Source organism: Streptomyces sp. AA4 (assembly GCF_000158875.1).
Classification (GTDB): domain Bacteria; phylum Actinomycetota; class Actinomycetes; order Mycobacteriales; family Pseudonocardiaceae; genus Amycolatopsis.
The window spans coordinates 7,064,303-7,084,358 of sequence record NZ_GG657746.1 but is presented as its reverse complement, the minus strand read 5'-3'; the positions used below and the strand labels follow the sequence as shown (position 1 = coordinate 7,084,358).

The window sequence follows — 20,056 nt, the reverse complement described above, 5'->3', positions numbered from 1 at the left end:
CTCGTGGTGGCAGGGCCTAGGCGACGTAACGGGGCAATCGTGGCGTTCGGGAACTAAAACGGCATTGGAGGGCGGATACGGTGAAGGGCCGGCAGCTTCGGCCGGCCCTTCACCGGGTGTCCCGCGGGAATCTACCGGTCGTTGATCACTTCCGGATGCCCCACTCCGCCATGTTGTACACCGGCCCGTCGAGGGTCGAGTTGTTGCGGATGTTCGCGATCTTGTCCGACGAGGCGATGAAGGTCGGCTTCTGGTACAGCGGAAGCACGTACGCGTCCTCGGACATGATCTGGTCGGCCTGGTTGAGCAGGTCCGCCGCCTTGGTCTGGTCGGTCTCGGCGTTGGCCTGCGCCATCAGGTTGTCGACCTGCGGGCTGCTGTACTTGCCGTAGTTGTTGCCCTGCCCGGTGCCCCAGTTCTGGATCGCGCCGCCGAACGGGAACGGCGAGGCGACCCACGCGAACACGATGACGTCGTAGTCGCCGCTGGTGGTGGTCTGGCCGAGGTCGTCGGTGGACTGGACCTTCACCTTGACGCCCAGCTGGGCCGCGGTCTGCGCGAACAGCTCGCACTCGTTCTGCCGGATCTGGTTGCCGACGGTGTAGCGGATGCGCAGCTCGGGGACCGGCTTGCCGGTCGGGTCGGACAGCTGGTTGTTGTTCAGCTTGTAGCCCGCGTCGGTCAGGATCTTCTTGGCCTTCTCGATGTCACCCGAGCCCTGGCCGGTCGCGCTCACCGTGTCCTTGTAGCCGGTCTGCTGCGGCACGAAGTTGTGGTTGTTGAGCGGCTCGACCTTGTTGGTGAACTGGCCGACGGTCTTGGCGATCATGTCCTTGCGGTTGATCGCGGTGAACAGCGCCTGGCGCAGCGGCTTCTGGGACAGCGCCGGGTTCTTCAGGTTGAAGTCGAAGTGCTCCCAGGTCAGGCCGAGGCCGATGAACGAGGAGATGTTCGGCATTTGCTTGACCTGGTTGATCAGGTCGACCTGCGGCTGCGGGTAGATGACCTGCACCTCGTTGTTCTGCAGCGCGGTCGGCTCCTGCGTCGCGTCGGTGATGACGCGGAAGATCACGCTGTTCAGGTGCGGCTTCGCGCCCCAGTACTTCTCGTTCGGGACCTCGGTGACCGACTGGTTGTTGACGAACTTCGAGATCTTCCACGGGCCGCCCGACCAGGTCGGGACGGTCGTGCCGAACCACTTGAACGACGCGGCGAGGCCGGCCGGGGTGTTGATGTCGCCGTGCTCCTTGGCCAGGTGCGCCGGGTACATCGCGCCGCCGGAGCTCCAGAGCAGCTTCCAGTCGGTGAACGGCTTGTCGAACACGACCGTCACGGTCTTGCCGCCGTCCGAACCGGTGACGGACTTGACCTGGTCGTAGCCCGCGGTGCTGGCCGCGGCGCAGTCGGGGCAGTCCTTGCCGTTCTGGACCTTGTAGTTGTAGATGAAGTCGTCGGCGGAGAACGCCGTGCCGTCCGACCAGACGGCCTTCGGGTTCAGCTTGTAGACCACCGTCTGCGGGCTGGTGCTGGTGACCTCGGCCGACTCGACGAAGTCCTTGTTCAGGACCGGCTTGAGGTCCGGGGTCGCGTAGAAGGTGTAGGGCAGCAGGCCCTTGGTGACCTCGCCGGTTTCGAAGACGTTGCCCTCGGCCGAGATGACGTTCCAGTTCGGGACGTTCTTCTCGATGGCGTAGGTGACGTCGCCGCCCTGCTGGAGCTGATCGGCCTGTGCCGCGTTGCAGGTGTTCGGGTTCTTGTCGCAGTCGGCGAATGCCTGCCCGGTCTGCACCGCGCTGTTGCCGCCTCCGCCACCACCGCATGCGGAGAGCAGAAGGGCCGCGCCCGCGACGAACGCGCCGAGTTTCGCGGCACGCGACCTAGTCGTCACTAACATTCATTCTCCTTGCTCGACGCCTTCGCGGGTTTGCGAGGCGGCTCTTCCTGACGCGCAAGCACCGATCTGTATCGCGTTGCTCACCGTAGCCGTGAAACTTAGGCATTGGACAGACGGCAAACCTATCGATCCGGACACTCTCAGTGAGATCGTTGCGGAACAGATATCTCGTGCCCCCTGGTTGCACCGAGGTTTCCGCACTTGATCGACTACGTTAAGTAGTTGATCACGGGAATTCGGGACCGGTTCGGGTGGCAGTTCGGACCGGTTGGCCAACCGGCCCGGCGGACAATAACCGCCCCGTTCCGTATGCGGTACCCCAGCTAATGGAGTACTCCCGCGGCCGGGACGAACCCGAAGTGACAAGAAATTGGTCCGATCTCGTGAAGCGAAACAATGCGCCCGCCGCCGGGCGCGGGCATGGACGCCCGCAAGGCGACGGGTACTCGGTGGGTGTTCCGAGCATCTTGCGTCTTCGCCCGCGCATTCCGAACCGCGGAACGTTCCGCGGAAGGGAACGCCCACGGGTCGGGACGCCGATCCGGCTTTGTGGGATGCGAATGCATTTTCCCGTGCACGCTGCGGTTTTCCGGTTCCGGAACGCCGCGCCGGGGTCGGCCTCCCGGGCGCGGACCCAGCGGTCATTAACCTGAGGGCGTGAAGCGGAAGCTGCTGTTGGTCCACGCGCACCCGGACGACGAAAGCATCGCCACCGGCGGGGTCATCGCGCGGTACGCGGCCGAGGGCGCCGAGGTGTGCGTGGTGACCTGCACGCTCGGCGAAGAGGGCGAGATCGTCCCGCCGCGGCTGGCGCAGCTGGTCGCGGCAGAGGCCGACCAGCTCGGCGGGTACCGGTCCGGGGAAATGGCCGCCGCGGCTGTCGCACTCGGACTGGCCCGGCACGAGTACCTCGGCGGCATCGGCCGGTGGCGCGATTCGGGCATGGCGGGCACGCCGTCCGCCGAGCATCCGCGGGCCTTCACCGGTGGTTCGCCCGACGAGCAGGCCGCGCAGTTGCGCGAACTCATCGACGACTTCGCCCCGCAGGTCGTCGTCACCTACGACTCCTTCGGCGGCTACGGCCATCCCGACCACATCCGCGCGCACGAGATCACCATGGCGGCGGCCCCGGACGCGCCGTCGGTCCAGCGCGTCTTCCACGTGGTCCAGTCCGAGGCCGCGCTCGCCGTCGGGCTCGCCGAACTGCGTGCGGACGGAACATCACCGTTCCGGGTGGCCGCCGACGGCGAGCTTCCGTCCACTCCGGACGGCAAGATCACCACCGTGGTCGACATCTCCGCGCACCGGCAGACGAAGCTGGCCGCACTGCGCGCGCACGAAACCCAGCTGACCGTGGTCGACGGCGCGGTCCCGCACTTCGCGCTGACCAACAGCATCGCGCAGCCCCTCCCGTCCGCCGAGTACTTCGTGCTCGCCCACGGCGACGCCGCCGGCGCCGAGACCGATCTCTTCGGCGGGTGGTGACCGTGTCCGCCCCGCTCACTCGCGACCAGCGGCTGATGCTGGTGCTGCTGGCGTTCGACGCGGTCGTGCTGGCACTGCTCGAACTGTTCTTCCTCCCGCTGCGGGTCGGCCCGCTGGGCGAGGTGCCGCTGCCGATCACCGCGCTCGTCGGAGCCGTCACCACGCCGTGGCTCGTGCTGACCGCCGGGAAGCTCGTCCGGCCGGGGCTCTCGTTCGTACCGCTGCTGGTGTGGGTACTCGTGGTGTTCGGGGTCGGCCTGTTCGGTCCGGGCGGGGACGTCGTGCTCGTCCAGGACTGGCGCGCGCTGCTTCTGCTCGGCGCGAGTGCCCTGCCCGCCGCACTGGTCCTCGGCGGCGGGCTGGGCCGGGCCGCGGCGAACGGAGGTGCCCGTGTCTGAGGCCATTTCGGACCGTCAGGTCGTAGCGATCCTGCGACCGTTCGTCCGCGCTTGCGCGCCGATGATCGACGCGCTGCGCGAGGCCGATCCGTTCGGCTTGCAGGCGCGGGCCCGGCGCGGCGAGGGTGAATTCTCCGACGCCGGGCTCAAGAAGAAGATGCTCCACGCGCTGACGACGGTGAAGGTGCCGGGCACCGCGGGGTGGGCGGCGATGGACATCGACCAGCGCGCGAGCTGGTGGGTCAACCGCGTCGGCAGGCTCACGTCGTTGCTGACGTCGATCCCCGGACTCGGCGGCGCGCTCGCCGACCGGCTGCCGGTGCAGGACACCCTCGGCGCGGCGTCGCAGGGGCTGGTGCTGTGCGCGATCGCGGGGGAGTACGGCGTGACCGACGTCGGCAGCCGCGTCCGGCTGATCGCGTCGGTGCTGTTCCAACGGGACATCGATCCCGACCTCGCGGCGGGGGCGGGCCACGACAAGTCGGCGAAGTCCGCGGAGGACAGCGAGACCGCGCGGCTCACCGAGGAACTCGACGAATCCCACCGCAAACACGGCAAGGTGACCGCGAAAGCCGTCGCGAGCACGCTCTGGCACCTCGGCAAGTCGCTGTGGGGGATCACCGGCGAACTCGAGAAGCGCCCGCGCGGCCGCTGGATCCACCGGCTGATCGGGATGCTGCCGGTGGTCGGCGCGGCGGGCGACTACCTCGGCGAGCGCTCCGGGCTCAAGAAGGTCTGGAAGCGCGCGCACGCGTGGCTCATGACCCACCGGGAGTGGGCCTGAGCCCTCAGCGCCAGAAAAGGAACGCGGTCTGTCCGAAGTAGGCCGCGAGCGCGTTGCCGCCGAGCGGGGCGTAGATGTGCCCGGCGATCGTCCAGAGCAGATCCGACAGCGGCCGGAAAAGGAAGAACAGCGCGAAGAGCGCCAGCGGGGCCCACGGCCGCACCCGCGCGCCGAACGCCCGCGCCTGCGGGGAGAGGTACGGCTCCAGCGCGCCCCAGCCGTCCAGTCCGGGCACCGGCAGGATGTTGATCAGGAACGTCATCATCTGCAGCAGCGCGAGGTAGGACATCGCGAAGTAGAGGCCGGTCGCCATCGGGATCAGCATCGTCGCCAAGCAGAGCGCCGCGCCGACGGCGAGGTTGGCGAGCGGCCCCGCGAGCGAGGTCCACGACGCGGTCGCGCGGTTGCGCAGCGCGCCGCGGTTGATCCACACCGCGCCGCCGGGCAGCGGGATGCCGCCGATCAGCAAGAAGATCAGCGGCAGGACGAAGGAGAGGACGGGGTCGGCGTAGCGCCGGACGTCCAGCGAGAGGTACCCCTTGTGAGCGATCTCGTGATCGCCGCCGCGGAAGGCGACGAAGGCGTGCCCGAACTCGTGGAGCGTCAGCGAAGCCATCCAGCCGCCAAGGACGAGCAGCACGACGCCCGCGACGAGCATCGGGTCGCGGGGGTTCGTGTAATCACCGTATGCAGCCAGGAAACCACCGGCGACGGCGACGGCGAGGATGCCGAGGAAGATCGGGCTCGGGCGCACTGCTGATCTCTGCACCCCACCAGTCTTCCGTATGCCCGGTGTGAAGTCTTCGGCGTGTCCCCTTGCGCAGCCGGGCACAGAGATCCCCCGAACTCGCTACTCGGCTTGACCTGGCCGCACTACACAGGTGTAATCACAGTGATGTCATTCGCTGTCGGAGGGGGCAGCGGGTGTCGTTTCACCACCGCCAGCCTGGGGAGTGCGTAGGAGCGAGGAGGCGGACGTGCGGTTGGAAGCGGACAACAGGGAATGGGGGCACGTCGTGGGTTGGGGAGAGAACCCGGAGCAGCAGCTCGGGGATCTGACCGACCTTTTCGACGTCCCCGAGGAGCAGGACTGGCAGGAGCGCGCCCTGTGCGCGCAGACCGACCCGGAGGCGTTCTTCCCCGAGAAGGGCGGCTCGACCCGCGAGGCCAAGCGGATTTGCCTTGGCTGCGAGGTCAAGGACGACTGTCTCGAGTATGCGCTGGCGCACGACGAGCGCTTCGGCATCTGGGGCGGACTGTCCGAACGGGAACGTCGCAAGCTGAAGAAACGGGCTGTCTGACCGGCCTTTCAGCCGAGAGGTGTGTCCGCGGAAAGCGCGGACCACGGGCCGGTTAGGTGTTTCCTGGGGGTGCCACCCCCAGATCCCGCCCGGGGGCTCGCCCCCGGACCCCCGTGGTGCGCGGGTTGCGCGGGCGACTCGCGGCGGACTCGGCGAACGTCTGTTGTGGTGAGAACCGGCACAGGCGTTCGCGAGACAACGGTGCTCACAACGCGGTGAAAACGGTTGGTGTGCCGTGGTTCTCGATGTGATCTTCGTCTTCCGCGGCGGAAACCTGGGCGTGCGGGGAAGCTGCCGGGGACGGGCCACGCGGCCCGTCCCCCATGCGCGGCTGGGGAAGCCATTCGCCGACGAGTACGTCGGCGTTCGCGCGAGTGCGTTGATTCGGCTTCTGCTGAATTTCTCTTGTGCCTGCCCGATCGGCCGCGGCTGGTCCACGCGGTGGGATCCGCCGGGCCAGCGGCGTGGGCCGGTACCCGCGCGTCGGCGCACGCCGTAGGGTGACCGCACCCACCGTTCCGTCCGAGCAGGAGCCGTTCTTGCCTCGCACCGTCGTTCCGCCCGCTGTGCGGACGTTGCCCGTTCTGGCCATTGTGGTCTGTCACGACGGCGAAGAATGGCTGCCGCTGGCGCTTTCCGCGTTGCGGCGCAGCACAGTCCGTCCGCGGCACGTGCTCGCCGTGGACACCGGATCAACCGACCGTACCCCGAAACTGCTCGCCGACGCAGCGCAGCCGGGCGCGGCCGCCGAGGAACCCGTGCTGTCCGGAGTTGTCACTCTGCCGAGTGAAACCGGATTCGCGGCGGCGGTCGCCGCGGCCGTCGCGCACGCGGTGGAACGGTGGGGCGACCCGGGAACCTGGCTGTGGGTGCTGCACGACGACTGCGCGCCCGAGCCCGACTGCCTCGACCAGCTTGTCCGCGCCGCGGAGGAAAATCCGTCCGCGAAGGTGCTCGGCCCGGTCGGCACCGACTGGACCGATCCGCGGCTGATCGTCGAGGCCGGGCTGTCCACCGACGCGTCCGGGCACCGCCAGCAGATGGCCGCGCCGGACGGCGAACCCAGCGAGGTCCTCGCCGTCCCGAGCGCCGGATCGTTGGTGCAGCGGGAACTCTGGGACACGCTCGGCGGCTACGACGAGGACTTCTCGTTGCTGCGCGAGGATCTCGACTTCGGCTGGCGCGCCAACGCGGCCGGCTCGCTCGTGCTGTCGGTGCCGTCCGCGCGCGTCCGGCACGCGCGCGCCCTGTCCACCGGGCAACGCACCCCGGACGCCGCGGGCCGTCCGCTCGCCGCGCTGAACCGTTCGCACGGCGTACGCGTCTTTCTCGTGAACTGCTCGGCCCCCTCGTTCTGGTTCGGGCTCGTCCGGCTGCCGATCATGCTGCTGCTGCGGGCGATCGTGTTCTTCGTGCTGCGGCGCACCACTGAGGCCGGCGCGGAGCTGGCCGCGCTCGGATACCTGTGCGGAGGCAAGGGAAATCTCCGCGCGGCCCGGGCACGGCGGCGCGAGCAGCCGCGGCCGGGCACCGTCCGCGGGCTCTTCACGAGCCGGATCACGCGGCTGCGCAACGCGATCAGCGCCGGAGTGGTTGGACTCGTCCGGCGCGGGGTACAGAGCGATGTAGCACTCGGGACGGTGCCGGACAGCGTCGAGCAGGAGTCGGCGTGGATCCCGCCCGAGGCGCTCGCCGCGTCCGGCGCGCGTCCGGTCGGTCCGGACGCCCTGCCCGCCGGTGCGCTGCGCGGGCTGAGCACTCGCGGCCGCGGCCTGCGCCGTCCGGGCACGGTCGTCGCGGTCACGCTGCCGGAAGCGCCGGTGTCCGAAGAGGACACTGAGCCGGTCGAGGAGACCGCGGCCCATCCGTCGCCGTCGCCGCGCCCGGAACCGGCCGCGCCGGAACCGGATCTGGTGTTCGTGGAGGTCAACCGGCGACGCGTGCTCGCCGCGACCGTCTTCGCGCCGCCAGTGGTGCTCGTCGTGCTGCTGACCGCGCTCGCTTTGGTGCTCAACCGCGGGCGGCTCGGTCTCGACCTGTGGGGCGGGCAGTTGCTGCCGGTCGGCGGGCTCGGCGAGATCTGGTCGACCTATCTGTCGCCGTGGCATCCGATCGCTGGCGGCACCGGAGCGCCCGCTCCCGCGACGTTGCCGGTGCTGGGCACGATCGGCGCGATCTTCGCTCCCGTCGGCGGTCCGGCCGCGCTCGTGGCGATCTTGCTCATCGGGGACATCCCGCTCGCCGCGCTTAGCGCGTACGTCGCCACTCGCAAGCTCGCTGTGCGCCGCTGGGTGCGTGCCGCGGTTGCTGCGACCTACGCGTTGCTGCCTGCCGCGACCGCGTCGGTCGCGCAGGGGCGGCTTGACGTGGTGGTGGTGCATCTCGTGCTGCCGCTCGTGGTGGCGGGCATCGTCCGGTTGCTGACCCGGCCCGGCACGCGCTGGTTGCACGTCTCGGCGTTGTCCGCGTTCGGGGTTGCGTTGCTGGGCGCGTTTTCGCCGCTCGCGCACGGGCTTGCGCTGGTGGGGCTGCTGGTGGGGTTCGTGGTGTTGCCCGCGCCGTCCGGGCTGGCTCGGCGGGTGGCGTCGGTCGGGATCGTGGTGCTGCTGCCGCTGGTTCTGTTGCTGCCGTGGCCGACCGTGCTGCTGCGGCATCCGGAACTGCTGCTGCAGGGCCTCGGCGGTCCGGCCGCGCCCGCGTCGGCAACCGATCTTGCTGGCCTCACGCCGGGCGGGCCGGGGGCGTGGCCGACCGGGGTGGTCGTGCTCGCGGCGACGCTCGTTGCGCTGGTGGTTCGGCCGCGGAAGCAGGTGGTCGGCGGGCTGGCGCTCGCGGTGCTCGGGCTGATCGGCGTGGTGGTGGTGCGGCAGATCCAGTTGACGCCGATGCAGGGCGGGGCGGCCGCGTCGGGGTATGCCGGAGTGCCATTGCTGGTGATCGGTGCCGGGTTGTTGTGGGCGGTGCTGGCTACCTGGCAGCGGGGCGGTGCGGCGATGCCCGCGGCTTGGCTGCCGAAGGTCCTTGCGGTGGCTGGAGTCGTGGTGGTGGCCGCGTTGGCGGCGGGGGCGGTCGCGACTGGGTCGGAAGGGCCGTTGACGGCGGCGGCGCGACCGCAGCTGGCACCCGAGGTGGCGGCGGATGTCGCTGCGACTGGGCGGTCTGTGCTGGACGTCAGCGGTGCGCAGGTTCGGCAGACCGGGGGGCGGTTGGCGCTCTTTGGGGACGACGAGCTTGCGCCGGTCAAGGGGACGCCGGAGCGGTTGGCTGAGTGGCGGCGCGGGCTCGGGCAGGGGGATGTGGCGGCGCTGAAGCGGGTGTTCGCGGCGGCTGCGGCCGGCGGAGTGCAGTACGTGGTGTTGCCGCTGGGGACGGATGCTCGGGCGTTTGCTGCGGCGGCCAGTGATCTCGCTGCGGTGGCGGCTCCGATGGCGGATGGGCGGCCGGTGTTGCGGTTGCTGCCCAAGGCTGGCCAGGTGGCGTTGATCTCGCCGGAGCTGGCCAAGCAGGCGGTGACTGGCGGGGGTGCGCCGGGGGTTAATCCGGGGGTTTCGCCGGTGGCTGCGGGGCTGCCGGATGTTCGGGTTCGGGTTTCTGAAGGGCCAACTGGGCGGTTGCTGGTGCTGGCGGCTGAGCAGGAGGCTGGGTGGCAGGCCAGTGTGGCTGGCAAGGCGGTGCCGATTGTGCCTGCTTGGGGGCATCAGGTTGCGGTGTCGGTGCCTGCTCAGCCTTCGGAGGTTTCGGTCGGGTTTCCCGGGACTGAGCGGGGGTTGCTGCTGTTGGTGCAACTGGCTGCGGTGTTGTTTACGGCGTTGACGGCGATTCCTTCGCGGAGGCGGGTGGGGTGACGGCTCGTCGCCCTGGCGGGCGACATTGCCGTCCCCTGGTTGCGTGGGGCACCCCGAAGTTTGATTGTGCTGACGGTCTGGGGGTGCTTGTCAAGGCGGGAAAGATGCCTTGACAAGCACCCCCAGACCGCAGGGAGGCTTCGTATCGGGGTGTGGGGGAGGGCTGGGTGCCCCCGATGGTTGGGTGCATCGGCGGCGGTTTTAGGGGTGGGGCTAGCGCCCCAATGTGGCATTGGGTGCGTCAGATGCACCGAACGCCACATTGGGTGCGTGGGATGCACCCAATGCCACATTGGGGCGCATCCTGGCGACGGTGAGCGGGCGGGTCGTGAGGGGAACCCTGAGGGACTCTGAGTCCGTGAGGGTTCCCCACACGGACCGGGCCAGGGGTCAGTCGCCTTCGATGACGTCTGGTTCTACGCCTAGGTAGCCTGCGACCTGCTCTACCAGTACGTCGTGTACCAGGTCTGCTAGTTCTGACGGGTCTTTTGCGCGGGCTTCCAGGGGACGGCGGTAGAGGACGATTCGTGCGCGCGTGGGGAGGCCGGTTCGGTCTACGCCTGCGGGGACTAGCCGGGACAGGGGGACTGCGCCGTCGTGGAGTACACCGTCTGCGGGGGCTCGGCCGTCCATGCGGACTTCTGGGACGTCGTCTACCGCTACGTCCAGTTTTGTCAGCTCGTGCCGCCAGCGTGCTTCGATGGGCTCCAGGGCGTCCAGCACCAGTGCGTCGAAGCGCTCCGCGCGGCTCGCGGCCGCGGGCAGGGACGCCGGATAGAGCGTTCCGCGCAGGCCCCGGCCGTGCCGGTCCCGTCGCAGCCGCTGCCGTTGTCGGTAGTCACGAGCCGTCGCCACCGTCCAAGTCTATGCGGTCGCCAGGGGAACGCGCGTGTCGCCGGTACTCGCTTGCGGCGACGCGCTATCGTTTCGGATCGTGCGGAGCGTACGGAAATGTTCGCGAACGGGTTGCCTCGAACCCGCTGTCGCCACGCTCACGTATGCCTACCAGGACTCGACCGCGGTCGTCGGACCGCTGGCCACCGCTTCCGAACCGCACTCCTACGACCTCTGCGAGGCCCACGCGCTGCGGCTGACCGTCCCGAAGGGCTGGGAAGTCGTCCGCCACGAGGGGGCCTTCGCCGCTCCGGAGCAGTCCGCCGACGAGCTGACCGCGCTGGCCGAGGCGGTTCGCGAGGCCGGTCGCTCCGACGTCCCGCCCGCGCAGCCCGAGCCCGAAGGGCCTTCCGGCAGGCGCGGCCATCTGCGCGTCCTCCCGGGGCGCGCCTGAGCTTCTTTCCCGACCGGTAGGCTTTCGCCCGCGGCGCGACTGGCGTCGCCACGGAACTAGCGGCGGGGAGAAGGCGTGCCAGACCTTTCGGGCATCGTGAAGGCCTACGACATTCGCGGCGTGGTCGGCGAACAGCTCGACGCCGCCCTCGTCCGGGACTTCGGGGCCGCGTTCGCGCTGCTCATCAAACCCGAGGCGCCGGCCGTGGTGATCGGCCACGACATGCGCGATTCGTCGCCGGAGCTGGCCGCGGCGTTCGCCGACGGGGTGACCTCGCAGGGCCTCGACGTGGTCTCGATCGGCTTGGCCAGCACCGACCAGCTCTACTTCGCCTCCGGCTCGCTCAACCTGCCGGGCGCGATGTTCACCGCGAGCCACAACCCCGCGAAGTACAACGGCATCAAGATGTGCCGCGCCGGGGCCTCGCCGGTCGGGCAGGACACCGGCCTCGCGGAGATCCGCGACACCGTCGAGCAGGGCGTTCCCGCCTTCGACGGCCAGCGCGGCACCGTGTCCGAGCGCGACGTCCTCGGCGACTACGCCGCCTACCTGCGCAACCTCGTCGACCTCTCCGGCTCGCGGCCGCTCAAGGTCGTGGTCGACGCCGGCAACGGCATGGGCGGGCACACCGTCCCGACCGTTTTCGACGGGTTGCCGATCGAGGTCGTGCCGATGTACTTCGAGCTCGACGGCACCTTCCCGAACCACGAGGCCAACCCGCTCGACCCGGCCAACATCGTCGACCTGCAGGCCAAGGTGCGCGAGGTCGGCGCGGACGCCGGGCTGGCGTTCGACGGCGACGCGGATCGCTGCTTCGTCGTGGACGAGCGCGGCGAGCCGGTGTCGCCCAGCGCGATCACCGCGCTGGTCGCCGTGCGCGAGCTGGCCAAGGAGCCGGGCGGCACGGTCATCCACAACCTGATCACGTCGAAGGGCGTGCCGGAGATCGTCTCGGAGCACGGCGGCAAGCCGGTGCGCACGCGGGTCGGGCACTCCTTCATCAAGGCCGAGATGGCCCGCACCGGCGCGATCTTCGGCGGCGAGCACTCCGCGCACTACTACTTCCGCGACTTCTGGCGCGCCGACACCGGCATGCTGGCCGCGCTGCACGTGCTCGCCGCGCTCGGCGAGCAGAACGGCCCGCTGTCCGCGCTCACCCAGGACTTCTCGCGCTACGCGGCGTCCGGCGAGATCAACTCGACGGTCAGCGACCAGGTCGCGCGGATGCTCGCGGTGAAGGACGCGTACGCGGGCAAGTCCGGCGTCCAGATCGACGAGCTGGACGGCCTGACCGTGCAGCTGCCCGGCGGCGCGTGGTTCAACCTGCGCCCCTCCAACACCGAACCGCTGCTGCGGCTCAACGTGGAGGCCGCCGACCGGGCCGCGGTCGAGGCGCTCACCGCCGAGGTGCTGGCCATTGTCCGGGCCTGACCGGCTGGCGCCGGATTGTGTCCGGAACGCGCCCTCAACACCCCAACGACGCGTGGTATGGAGGAACTATGGCCATCACGCTTGACGCCCAGCTGCTGGAGATCCTCGCGTGCCCGTCGCCGGATCACGCGCCGCTGCGCCCCGGCACGCCGGACGACGCCGAGGCCGACGCGCTGACCTGCACCGAATGCGGCCGGGTGTACCCGGTCCGCGACGGGATCCCGGTGCTGCTGCTCGACGAGGCGACGCTGCCCGGCACTGCCGGACCCGACGCTGATCACGGCGACAGTGCTTGACCATGCTTGACGATTCCCTGCTCGACGACTCCGCGCGGCTGGCCGACGCCGACCGCGCGGGGTTGCTGCGCGCCGCCGCGATGGCCGGCGCGCAGGTACGGGCCACCGCCGAGGCGGCGGCCGAACTGGAGCTGAGCGAACGGCTGGACGTCGGGCGTCCGCGTTCGCTGGTGCTGCTCGACCGGCCGGGGGTGAGCCGCACGCTCACCCGGCTGCTGGCCGCGCTGCTCGCGCCGTCGTGCCCGGTGCCGGTCGTGGTGGCCGAATCGGTGCCGGCCTGGATCGGCGCGCTCGACGTGGTGTTCGCGCACACCGACGACGCGGGAGACCGCGAGCTGGCCGCCTCGCTGGAGCGCGCCGCCCGGTTCGGCGCGTCGGTGGTGCTGTCCGCGCCGGCGGAGGGGCCGGTCGCGGCGTCGGTGGCGGGCAAGGGCGTGCTGCTCGCGCCGCGCGTTCCGGTGCCGCCGGAGCTGGCGTTCCCGCGCGGGCTGGCCGCCGGGCTGCTCACCGCGAACGCGCTCGGCCTGCTGGTCGCGGACGTGCAGGCGCTCGCCGACCAGCTCGATCTCGAAGCGGAGAAGGACTACCTGGCCCGCGAGTCGTTCGCCAATCCGGCGAAGGCGCTCGCGCTGCGGGTCGCGGACCGGGTGCCGCTGCTGTGGGGGCTCGACCCGGTCGCGGTGGCGGTCGGCGAGCACGCGGCGCACGCGTTCGCCGCGCACGCCGCGCTGGTGTGCGACGTGGAGGACTACCGGCAGGCGCTCGCCCGCCCGGCCCTGCGCCGGGTCGCGCAGTCGGGCGGCGTCCAGCGGGACATCTTCGCCGACCCGGACGACTCGCCCGGCGGCGTCGCGACGCGGGTGCTGCTGCTGTCGGTGCGGACCGGTCCGGCGACCGAGGCGGCCCGGTACCAAGCCGAGGAGTTCATGCCGGGTGCGGACCTGATCGCGCCCGCCGAGGAGATCGAGGCCGACGAGATCGTCCGCGCCGCGGTGCTGGCGCTGCGGTTCGAGCTGGCCGCGGTGTACCTCGGGCTGGCGGCGGGCAGCATCGGCGGGGCCGGAAGATACGAACCGGCCTCCGCCTGAGGGAGCAGGGGGGAACGCGGGCAGGCGGTTCCGCCGCCGCGTGCGTCGGCCCAGTGCCGACGGGAAGGATTGGGAGTTGACAGTGGAGCTGTTGCGCAACGCCGTACGGCCCTACGCCTGGGGATCGCGAACGGCCATCCCGCAGCTGCAGGGACGTCCGGTGCCGGCGCCGCACCCCGAGGCCGAACTGTGGATGGGAGCGCACCCAGGGGACCCGTCGCACGTGCTCGGCCCGGACGGCGCCGAAGTCAGCCTGCTCGAACTCGTCGACGCCGATCCGGTCGGCCAGCTCGGCGAGGACTGCGCGCGCCGCTGGGGCAACCGGCTGCCGTTCCTGCTGAAGATCCTCGCCGCGGAAGAACCGCTGTCGATGCAGGCCCACCCGTCGGCGGCGCAGGCCGCGGAAGGACACGCCCGCGAGGAGAAACTCGGCATCCCGCGCGACGCCGCCAACCGGAACTACCCGGACCCGACGGCGAAGCCGGAGCTGGTCTGCGCGCTGACGGAGTTCCACGCGCTGGCCGGGTTCCGCGACCCGAACCGCACGGTCAAGCTGCTGAAGGCGATCGAGACGCCCGGCTTGGGCAAGTACACCGGCCTGCTGGAAGCCCAACCGGACCCGGCGGGCCTGCGGGCGCTGTTCACCACCTGGATCACGCTGCCCCAGTCCGCGCTGGACGAACTGCTGCCGGAGGTGCTCGACGCGTGCGTCCGGCACGTCCAGGACCACGGCGAGTTCGCGACCGAATGCCGCACGATCCTGGAACTGGGCGAAACCCACCCGCGCGACGCCGGGGTGCTCGCCGCGCTCCTGCTCAACCGCCTGACCCTGCGCGCCGGCGAGGCGATCTACCTGCCGGCCGGGAACCTGCACCTGTACCTGCACGGCACCGCGGTGGAGATCCTGGCGAACTCGGACAACATCCTGCGCTGCGGCCTCACCCCGAAGCACGTGGACGTGCCGGAACTGCTGCGCGTGGTCGACTTCGCGTGCGGGGAAATGCCGGTGCAGCACGGAGAATGCGCCGGCCAGCGGATGGCGGTGTACCACACGGACGCCCCGGAATTCGAACTGTCGCGGATGGAATGGGCGGCCGGGGAAGACGCCGAGATCGAGGTCGACTCGGCCGGGCCGCAGATCCTGCTGTGCACCGAAGGGGACCTCCTGGTGCGCGCCTCGGACGGCGAGCAGGTGGAACTGCGGAGGGGCCAGTCGGTATGGCTGCCCGCCGCGGACCCGGCGGTGCGGGTGCGTCCGCTGGGCGGGGAGAAGTCGCAGCTGTTCCGGGCTACCGCTGGGACGTGCGAGTTGTGAGCTGACTGGTCAGTTCTGCGGACCAGGTGGCGAAGAAACTGCGTAGTGCGGGGACCTCGGCGGGCGCGATTGGCAGGTCACGGTCACCGAACCGGGACAGCGAGGCGAGCATGTCTCTGAACACCGCGGTGTCAAAGCCCGGATCCTGCTGAGCGGCAAGGGCCAGCAGCAAGTCCTTTGGGTAGGTGACAGACAGTGTATGCACGTCGGTGAAGTCACGCGCTTCAGCGCGGTCGAAAAGCGCGACCACCTTTCGCCCCGCGAGTTCTTCCCGATCGAAGGTCGGCCCCAGAAAGGTCAGCATCGGTGGGCGGCTCGGTGCCGCGTCGAGCGCTAGATCTACGACCAGGTTCTCCGGTCCGCGCACTACCAGCCTGCAAAAGGTGGCGGTGTCGCGGACCCGGGTGACCTGCCAGCTGCGTGCTGCAGCGGCGGACTCCAAAGCGTCCCGGGCAGCTGGTATGTCTCCGCGTCCGGGGCTTGCGAAGAAGTCGAGATCCTGCGTTGGCCGGGTCGTCAACTGTTGTGCCAGCAGGGCCGCGCCGCCAGCGAGGAGGAATCCATCGCTCTGCGCCAGTTCGAAAAAGGCTTGTGCGACGGTCACCTGGAATGAGGTCAGCCCGTCCGGCACGGTCACGTTGCGGTCACCGGCCGGATGCTCTCGACGAGCGGAGACCAGGCGGCTCGGACACTCCGGGGCAGGACCAATTCGTCCCACAAGTCGATCAGCAACGCGCCGTCGATGTACTCCGCGATGTGGTCGTTGGTGCCTTCCCTCAGCACGATCTCGTAGACCCGGGCACGGTCCGCGCGCGTCCTGAGGTCGAAGCGACGCTCCGGTTCTGACCAGTTGAGTTCGATCGGCAGGACGACCGTCGCGAACGCTTTCTCAGGAGTCAGCCGGGGGAGGGTTGTAGGCACCGAAATCGAACGGCCGTTGGCAGTCAGTTCATGGAAAAGGAGCTGAGGTTCGAGGGTGAGTGTGAAGCCGGCCCCGGCGAGCAGTCGGGTGACTGTGTCCAGCGTGGGCGACTTCCGGCCTCTCTCGTACGCGGACAGGGTCGGACGCGACGTCCCTGCTCGCTCAGCCAGCTCTTGCTGGCTCAAGTCCGCTGCCTTGCGCGCAGTCGTCAAGAGTTCGGCTATATGCATCGTCGTCCTCGAGTCCCGTATGTATCCGAAAGGATACCACAAGAAGGTATCTGATCGGATACCCTTGCGAGGGCGAGCGAGCCGGGTGACAGCCCAGCGCTTCCCGTCGCAAAGGCTCCTCTAGGCTCCCACCGGGCAATTCGGGCGCGGAGCAGGGGAGCGGGAAGTGTCAGCTGGCGGGGGAACCAAGGCGATCATCGCGGCGCTCGCCGCCAATGCCGGGATCGCGGTGGCCAAGTTCGTCGGCTTCCTGGTGACCGGGTCGTCGTCGATGCTCGCGGAGGCGGTGCACTCGCTCGCCGACACGTCGAACCAGGGGTTGCTGCTGCTCGGGCAGAAGACCTCCAAGCGGCGGGCCACCAAGGAGCATCCGTTCGGCTACGGCCGGGACCGGTACTTCTACTCGTTCATCGTCGCGCTCATGCTCTTCACCCTCGGCTCGGCGTTCGCGCTCTACGAGGGCATCCACAAGATCATCGAACCGCAGCCGCTGGAGACGCCGGTCGTCGCGGTGGTCATCCTGGTCGTCGCGATCTGTCTCGAGGGCTACAGCTTCCTCACCGCGATGGGCGAATCGCGCAAGATCAAGGGCAACGCGAGCTGGTGGCGGTTCATCCGCCAGGCCAAGGAGCCCGAGCTGCCGGTCGTGCTGCTGGAGGACTCCGGCGCGCTGCTCGGCCTCGTGTTCGCGTTGCTGGGTGTCGGGCTTTCGGTGCTGACCGGCAACCCGGTGTTCGACGGCATCGGCACGGTCTTCATCGGCGCGCTGCTGGGCGTCATCGCGATCATCCTGATCATCGAGATGAAGAGCCTGCTGATCGGCGAGGGCGCGACCGACACCGATCTCGCGACCATCGTGGACGAGCTGGCCGCGGGCAAGGTCGAGCGCGTCATCCACATCCGCACCCAGTACCTCGGTCCGGACGAGCTGCTCGTCGCCGCGAAGCTCGCGCTCGTGCCCGGGCTCGACACCGCCGCCATCGCCACCGCGATCGACGACGCCGAGGCCCGCGTGCGCGCGAAGGTCCCCGTCGCGACGCTGATTTACCTGGAGCCCGACCTCGACCGCGCGGCGCGCTGACTGTCCGGACAGCTGGCGCCCAAGTGACACGCTAGGGTGGCGCCCGGTCCCCACGAAGGTCACCGCAGGAGGTCAACGTTGCCCGGCACTGGGTTGTGGCGCACCAAGTCAATCGAGCAGTCCATTTCGGACACCGATGAACCGGAGACGAAACTCCGCAGGAATCTGAGTGCCTGGGACCTCACGGTCTTCGGCGTCGCGGTGGTCATCGGCGCAGGCATCTTCACGCTCACCGCGCGCACGGCGGGCGACTTCGCCGGGCCGTCGGTGTCCGTCGCGTTCGTGATCGCGGCGATCGCCTGCGCGCTGGCCGCGTTGTGCTACGCCGAATTCGCTTCCACCGTCCCGGTCGCGGGCAGCGCGTACACGTTCTCCTACGCCACCTTCGGCGAGTTCATGGCGTGGATCATCGGCTGGGACCTGATCCTGGAGCTGGCCGTCGGCGCCGCCGCGGTGGCCAAGGGCTGGTCGTCCTATCTGCAGACCGTGCTGGCGTACATCTTCGGCAAGGGAACCAAGACGTCGATCGATCTCGGCGGCGGTTTCGGCATCGACTGGGGCGCGTTCATCGTCGTGGCCGCGCTCGTCACGCTGCTGGTGCTCGGCACGAAGCTGTCGTCGCGGTTCTCGATGGTGATCACCGGCATCAAGGTCGCCGTCGTGCTGTTCGTGGTCATCCTCGGCTTCTTCTACATCAAGGCCAGCAACTACACGCCGTTCGTGCCGGAGGGCAAGCCCGCCGGATCCGGGGAGAGCGGCGTCGACCAGTCGCTGTTCTCGCTCATCGCGGGCGGCGGCAGCAGCTCGTTCGGCATCTTCGGCCTGCTGGCCGGCGCGTCGATCGTGTTCTTCGCGTTCATCGGGTTCGACATCGTCGCGACCACCGCGGAGGAGACCCGCAACCCGCAGAAGGCCGTGCCGCGCGGCATTTTCGGCTCGCTGGCGATCGTGACCGTCCTGTACGTCGCGGTTTCGCTCGTGGTCGTCGGCATGGTGCCCTACACCGACCTGTCGACCTCGGCGGGCGACGGCAGCCACAAGACGCTCGCCACCGCCTTCTCCGCGAACGGCGTCGACTGGGCCGCGAACGTCATCTCCGTCGGCGCGCTGGCCGGCCTGACCACCGTCGTCATGGTGCTGATGCTCGGCCAGGTCCGGATCATCTTCGCGATGTCCCGCGACGGCCTCATGCCGCGTTCGCTGGCCAAGACGAGCGACCGCGGCACGCCGAAGCGCGCGACGCTCGTGGTCGGCGCGCTGGTCGCGGCAGGCGCGACGTTCTTCCCGGCCGACAAGCTCGAGGAAATGGTCAACGTCGGCACGCTGTTCGCGTTCATCCTCGTGTCCGCGGGCGTGCTGGTGCTGCGCAAGACGCGTCCGGACCTGACGCGCGCGTTCCGCGTCCCGGCCGTGTGGGTCATCGCGCCGCTGGCGATCCTGGCCTGCCTGTGGCTGATGCTGAACCTGACCGTGCTGACCTGGCTGCGGTTCGTCGTGTGGATGGTCGTCGGCGTCGTCATCTACTTCGTCTACAGCCGCCGTCATTCGCTGCTCGGGAAGCGCCAGTCCGGTGTCGACCAGGGCGGGGCGGTCTCCGAATCCGCGCCGCCGGTCGCCGACTGACCTGCTCGCCGCCGTCTCTCCCGGCCCGTCGTCCACCTCGGACGGCGGGCCGTTTTACGTGGTCGGGGAGCCGGTGGTCACGGATGCGCAACTCGCGGATCTCGGTTCGGGCGCTGCCCGGTCCCCGTGGGAAAGGACACACGGAGATGCGATACCCTCCGCGTCGTCTTCCCTCTGACGGGTTAATCACTCTCGGGTAATTCGCACGAACAGTGGTCGGGGTTCCTACGGAGGGTCGCAGTTCTCCGCGTGTGCTATCCCCCATTCGGATTTTTCCCTGAGGAGTAACTCCATGCCCATCAGCACCAGACTGCGTGCCGGTTTCACGGTCGCCGCGGTGGCCGGACTCGCCCTGCTCGGCACCGCGACCTCGGCGCTCGCCTGCACCACGGACGACGGCCGGGCGAAGCCGACCGAGGGCAACGCGACGACCTGCGCCCAGGCGAAGGTGCCCGGCAACCTGCTCGGCGCGGCCGACCTCACCGTCACCGACGGCACGCAGAAGGACCAGTACCTGAACGTCACGGCCGTGGGCGAGGGCGTCACGGTCACCGCGATCGTGGTCAAGGGCGGCCCCGGCTTCAACGTGTACGTGCCGGGCACGCGCGGCATGTCGGCCACGCCGCCGTGGGAGAAGCTGCGCTCGCCGTTCAACCGCGGCGACCAGCTGCCGACCATCAGCCACTGGTTTGCCTGCGGGACCAAGACTGTGCCGACTAAGCCGCCGGTTTCGGGGACTCCGACCACGACTCCGTCGCAGCCGGCTTCGGAGGCTCCGAGCACTACGCCGGGTGTTCCGGTGACTTCTTCGGTGGCCTCGTCTGCTCCGGCTGGGGCGACTTCTTCTCCGGCTACGACCAGTGCTCCGGCTGTGGTTCCGGCTGGGAATCAGAATGGGACCGGGGGCGGGTTGGCCAACACTGGGTTTGACAACGCTTGGCTGTTTTGGGTTGGCGGGGTGTTGATTGTCGGGGGTGGCGCGTTGCTGGTGCTGCTGAAGGTGCGGCGGCGCGGGGCTAACTGATCTCGTTCCGGGGGCGGCTCGTCGCCCTGGCGGGCGACATTGCGCCCGGCC

Annotated in this window: 18 protein-coding genes and 1 pseudogene; 13 read left to right on the top strand and 6 right to left on the bottom strand. The window is 69.7% G+C overall.

The features are described from left to right. Positions 1-145 precede the first annotated feature (145 nt). Positions 146-1,894 carry an ABC transporter family substrate-binding protein gene (locus SSMG_RS32225; protein WP_009083057.1) on the bottom strand — a complete coding sequence of 583 codons (1,749 nt, stop codon included), beginning with the start codon at positions 1,892-1,894 and terminating at the stop codon, positions 146-148. A 657-nt stretch (positions 1,895-2,551) separates the two neighbouring features. On the opposite strand from SSMG_RS32225, the gene mshB reads away from it, so the two are divergent. From mshB to SSMG_RS32210, 3 genes are read left to right on the top strand one after another with little or no spacing between them, the layout of a single operon-like run. Then, entirely contained in the window at positions 2,552-3,379 is an 828-nt protein-coding gene (gene mshB / locus SSMG_RS32220; protein ID WP_009083056.1) for an N-acetyl-1-D-myo-inositol-2-amino-2-deoxy-alpha-D-glucopyranoside deacetylase, read from the top strand. Between the two features lie 2 nt (positions 3,380-3,381). Next, positions 3,382-3,777, top strand: a complete 396-nt coding sequence (locus tag SSMG_RS32215; RefSeq protein WP_199786041.1) for a hypothetical protein — start codon at positions 3,382-3,384, stop codon at positions 3,775-3,777. Next, the gene (locus SSMG_RS32210) at positions 3,770-4,561 is read left to right on the top strand and encodes a hypothetical protein (protein ID WP_009083053.1); all 792 of its coding nucleotides are present in this window, start codon (positions 3,770-3,772) and stop codon (positions 4,559-4,561) included. The genes SSMG_RS32215 and SSMG_RS32210 overlap by 8 nt, the downstream gene beginning before the upstream one ends. 4 nt (positions 4,562-4,565) lie before the next feature. Here the strand turns inward: SSMG_RS32210 and SSMG_RS32205 are convergent, their stop codons facing one another. Beyond that, positions 4,566-5,330: a site-2 protease family protein gene (locus tag SSMG_RS32205; protein ID WP_199786040.1), complete on the bottom strand. Its 765-nt coding sequence runs from the start codon at positions 5,328-5,330 to the stop codon at positions 4,566-4,568. Between the two features lie 286 nt (positions 5,331-5,616). Between SSMG_RS32205 and SSMG_RS32200 the strand changes: the two genes are divergently transcribed. Further along, complete coding sequence (locus SSMG_RS32200; RefSeq protein ID WP_182890258.1) at positions 5,617-5,862, top strand: WhiB family transcriptional regulator; 246 nt, start codon at positions 5,617-5,619, stop codon at positions 5,860-5,862. Between the two features lie 539 nt (positions 5,863-6,401). Continuing rightward, positions 6,402-9,707 (top strand): glycosyltransferase family 2 protein, encoded by a 3,306-nt coding sequence (locus SSMG_RS32195; RefSeq protein WP_037718337.1) that lies wholly within the window; start codon positions 6,402-6,404, stop codon positions 9,705-9,707. A 390-nt stretch (positions 9,708-10,097) separates the two neighbouring features. On the opposite strand, the gene SSMG_RS43980 is transcribed toward SSMG_RS32195, so the two are convergent. After that, on the bottom strand, positions 10,098-10,430 hold the full coding sequence (locus SSMG_RS43980) for a metallopeptidase family protein (protein WP_286157086.1): 333 nt from the start codon (positions 10,428-10,430) through the stop codon (positions 10,098-10,100). 211 nt (positions 10,431-10,641) lie between these two features. On the opposite strand from SSMG_RS43980, the gene SSMG_RS32190 reads away from it, so the two are divergent. From SSMG_RS32190 to manA, 5 genes are all read left to right on the top strand, one after another. Beyond that, the gene (locus SSMG_RS32190; RefSeq protein ID WP_037718335.1) at positions 10,642-10,995 is read left to right on the top strand and encodes a DUF3499 domain-containing protein; all 354 of its coding nucleotides are present in this window, start codon (positions 10,642-10,644) and stop codon (positions 10,993-10,995) included. Between the two features lie 75 nt (positions 10,996-11,070). Then, positions 11,071-12,426: a phosphomannomutase/phosphoglucomutase gene (locus SSMG_RS32185; RefSeq protein WP_009083041.1), complete on the top strand. Its 1,356-nt coding sequence runs from the start codon at positions 11,071-11,073 to the stop codon at positions 12,424-12,426. 74 nt (positions 12,427-12,500) lie between these two features. Then, complete coding sequence (locus SSMG_RS32180; RefSeq protein ID WP_199786383.1) at positions 12,501-12,722, top strand: Trm112 family protein; 222 nt, start codon at positions 12,501-12,503, stop codon at positions 12,720-12,722. A 2-nt stretch (positions 12,723-12,724) separates the two neighbouring features. Then, positions 12,725-13,810 (top strand): hypothetical protein, encoded by a 1,086-nt coding sequence (locus SSMG_RS32175; RefSeq protein ID WP_009083037.1) that lies wholly within the window; start codon positions 12,725-12,727, stop codon positions 13,808-13,810. 82 nt (positions 13,811-13,892) lie between these two features. After that, positions 13,893-15,125, top strand: coding sequence for a mannose-6-phosphate isomerase, class I (gene manA, locus SSMG_RS32170; RefSeq protein WP_037715554.1), 1,233 nt, complete (start codon positions 13,893-13,895; stop codon positions 15,123-15,125). Here the strand turns inward: manA and SSMG_RS32165 are convergent. From SSMG_RS32165 to SSMG_RS47355, 3 genes and pseudogenes are all read right to left on the bottom strand, one after another. Next, entirely contained in the window at positions 15,100-15,762 is a 663-nt protein-coding gene (locus SSMG_RS32165; RefSeq protein WP_100266946.1) for a nucleotidyl transferase AbiEii/AbiGii toxin family protein, read from the bottom strand. The genes manA and SSMG_RS32165 overlap by 26 nt on opposite strands. Beyond that, positions 15,759-16,046: a hypothetical protein gene (locus SSMG_RS47360; RefSeq protein ID WP_234392913.1), complete on the bottom strand. Its 288-nt coding sequence runs from the start codon at positions 16,044-16,046 to the stop codon at positions 15,759-15,761. Before SSMG_RS47360 ends, SSMG_RS32165 begins: the two co-directional genes overlap by 4 nt. Positions 16,047-16,109: 63 nt before the next feature. Then, a pseudogene (locus SSMG_RS47355) lies at positions 16,110-16,277 on the bottom strand (helix-turn-helix domain-containing protein); the annotation flags it as partial. Positions 16,278-16,443: 166 nt separating this feature from the next. Between SSMG_RS47355 and SSMG_RS32155 the strand changes: the two are divergent. From SSMG_RS32155 to SSMG_RS32145, 3 genes are all read left to right on the top strand, one after another. Further along, positions 16,444-17,358, top strand: a complete 915-nt coding sequence (locus SSMG_RS32155; RefSeq protein ID WP_009083029.1) for a cation diffusion facilitator family transporter — start codon at positions 16,444-16,446, stop codon at positions 17,356-17,358. Positions 17,359-17,436: 78 nt separating this feature from the next. Then, the gene (locus SSMG_RS32150; protein ID WP_037715552.1) at positions 17,437-18,981 is read left to right on the top strand and encodes an amino acid permease; all 1,545 of its coding nucleotides are present in this window, start codon (positions 17,437-17,439) and stop codon (positions 18,979-18,981) included. A gap of 292 nt (positions 18,982-19,273) precedes the next feature. Then, positions 19,274-20,005 (top strand): LPXTG cell wall anchor domain-containing protein, encoded by a 732-nt coding sequence (locus tag SSMG_RS32145; RefSeq protein ID WP_009083027.1) that lies wholly within the window; start codon positions 19,274-19,276, stop codon positions 20,003-20,005. Positions 20,006-20,056 lie beyond the last annotated feature (51 nt).

Coding starts and splice junctions, on each gene's coding strand:
- SSMG_RS32145 (WP_009083027.1), top strand. CDS start 19,274: ATGCCCATCAGCACCAGACTGCGTGCCGGTTTCACGGTCGCCGCGGTG.
- SSMG_RS32175 (WP_009083037.1), top strand. CDS start 12,725: ATGCTTGACGATTCCCTGCTCGACGACTCCGCGCGGCTGGCCGACGCC.
- SSMG_RS32225 (WP_009083057.1), bottom strand. CDS start 1,894: ATGTTAGTGACGACTAGGTCGCGTGCCGCGAAACTCGGCGCGTTCGTC.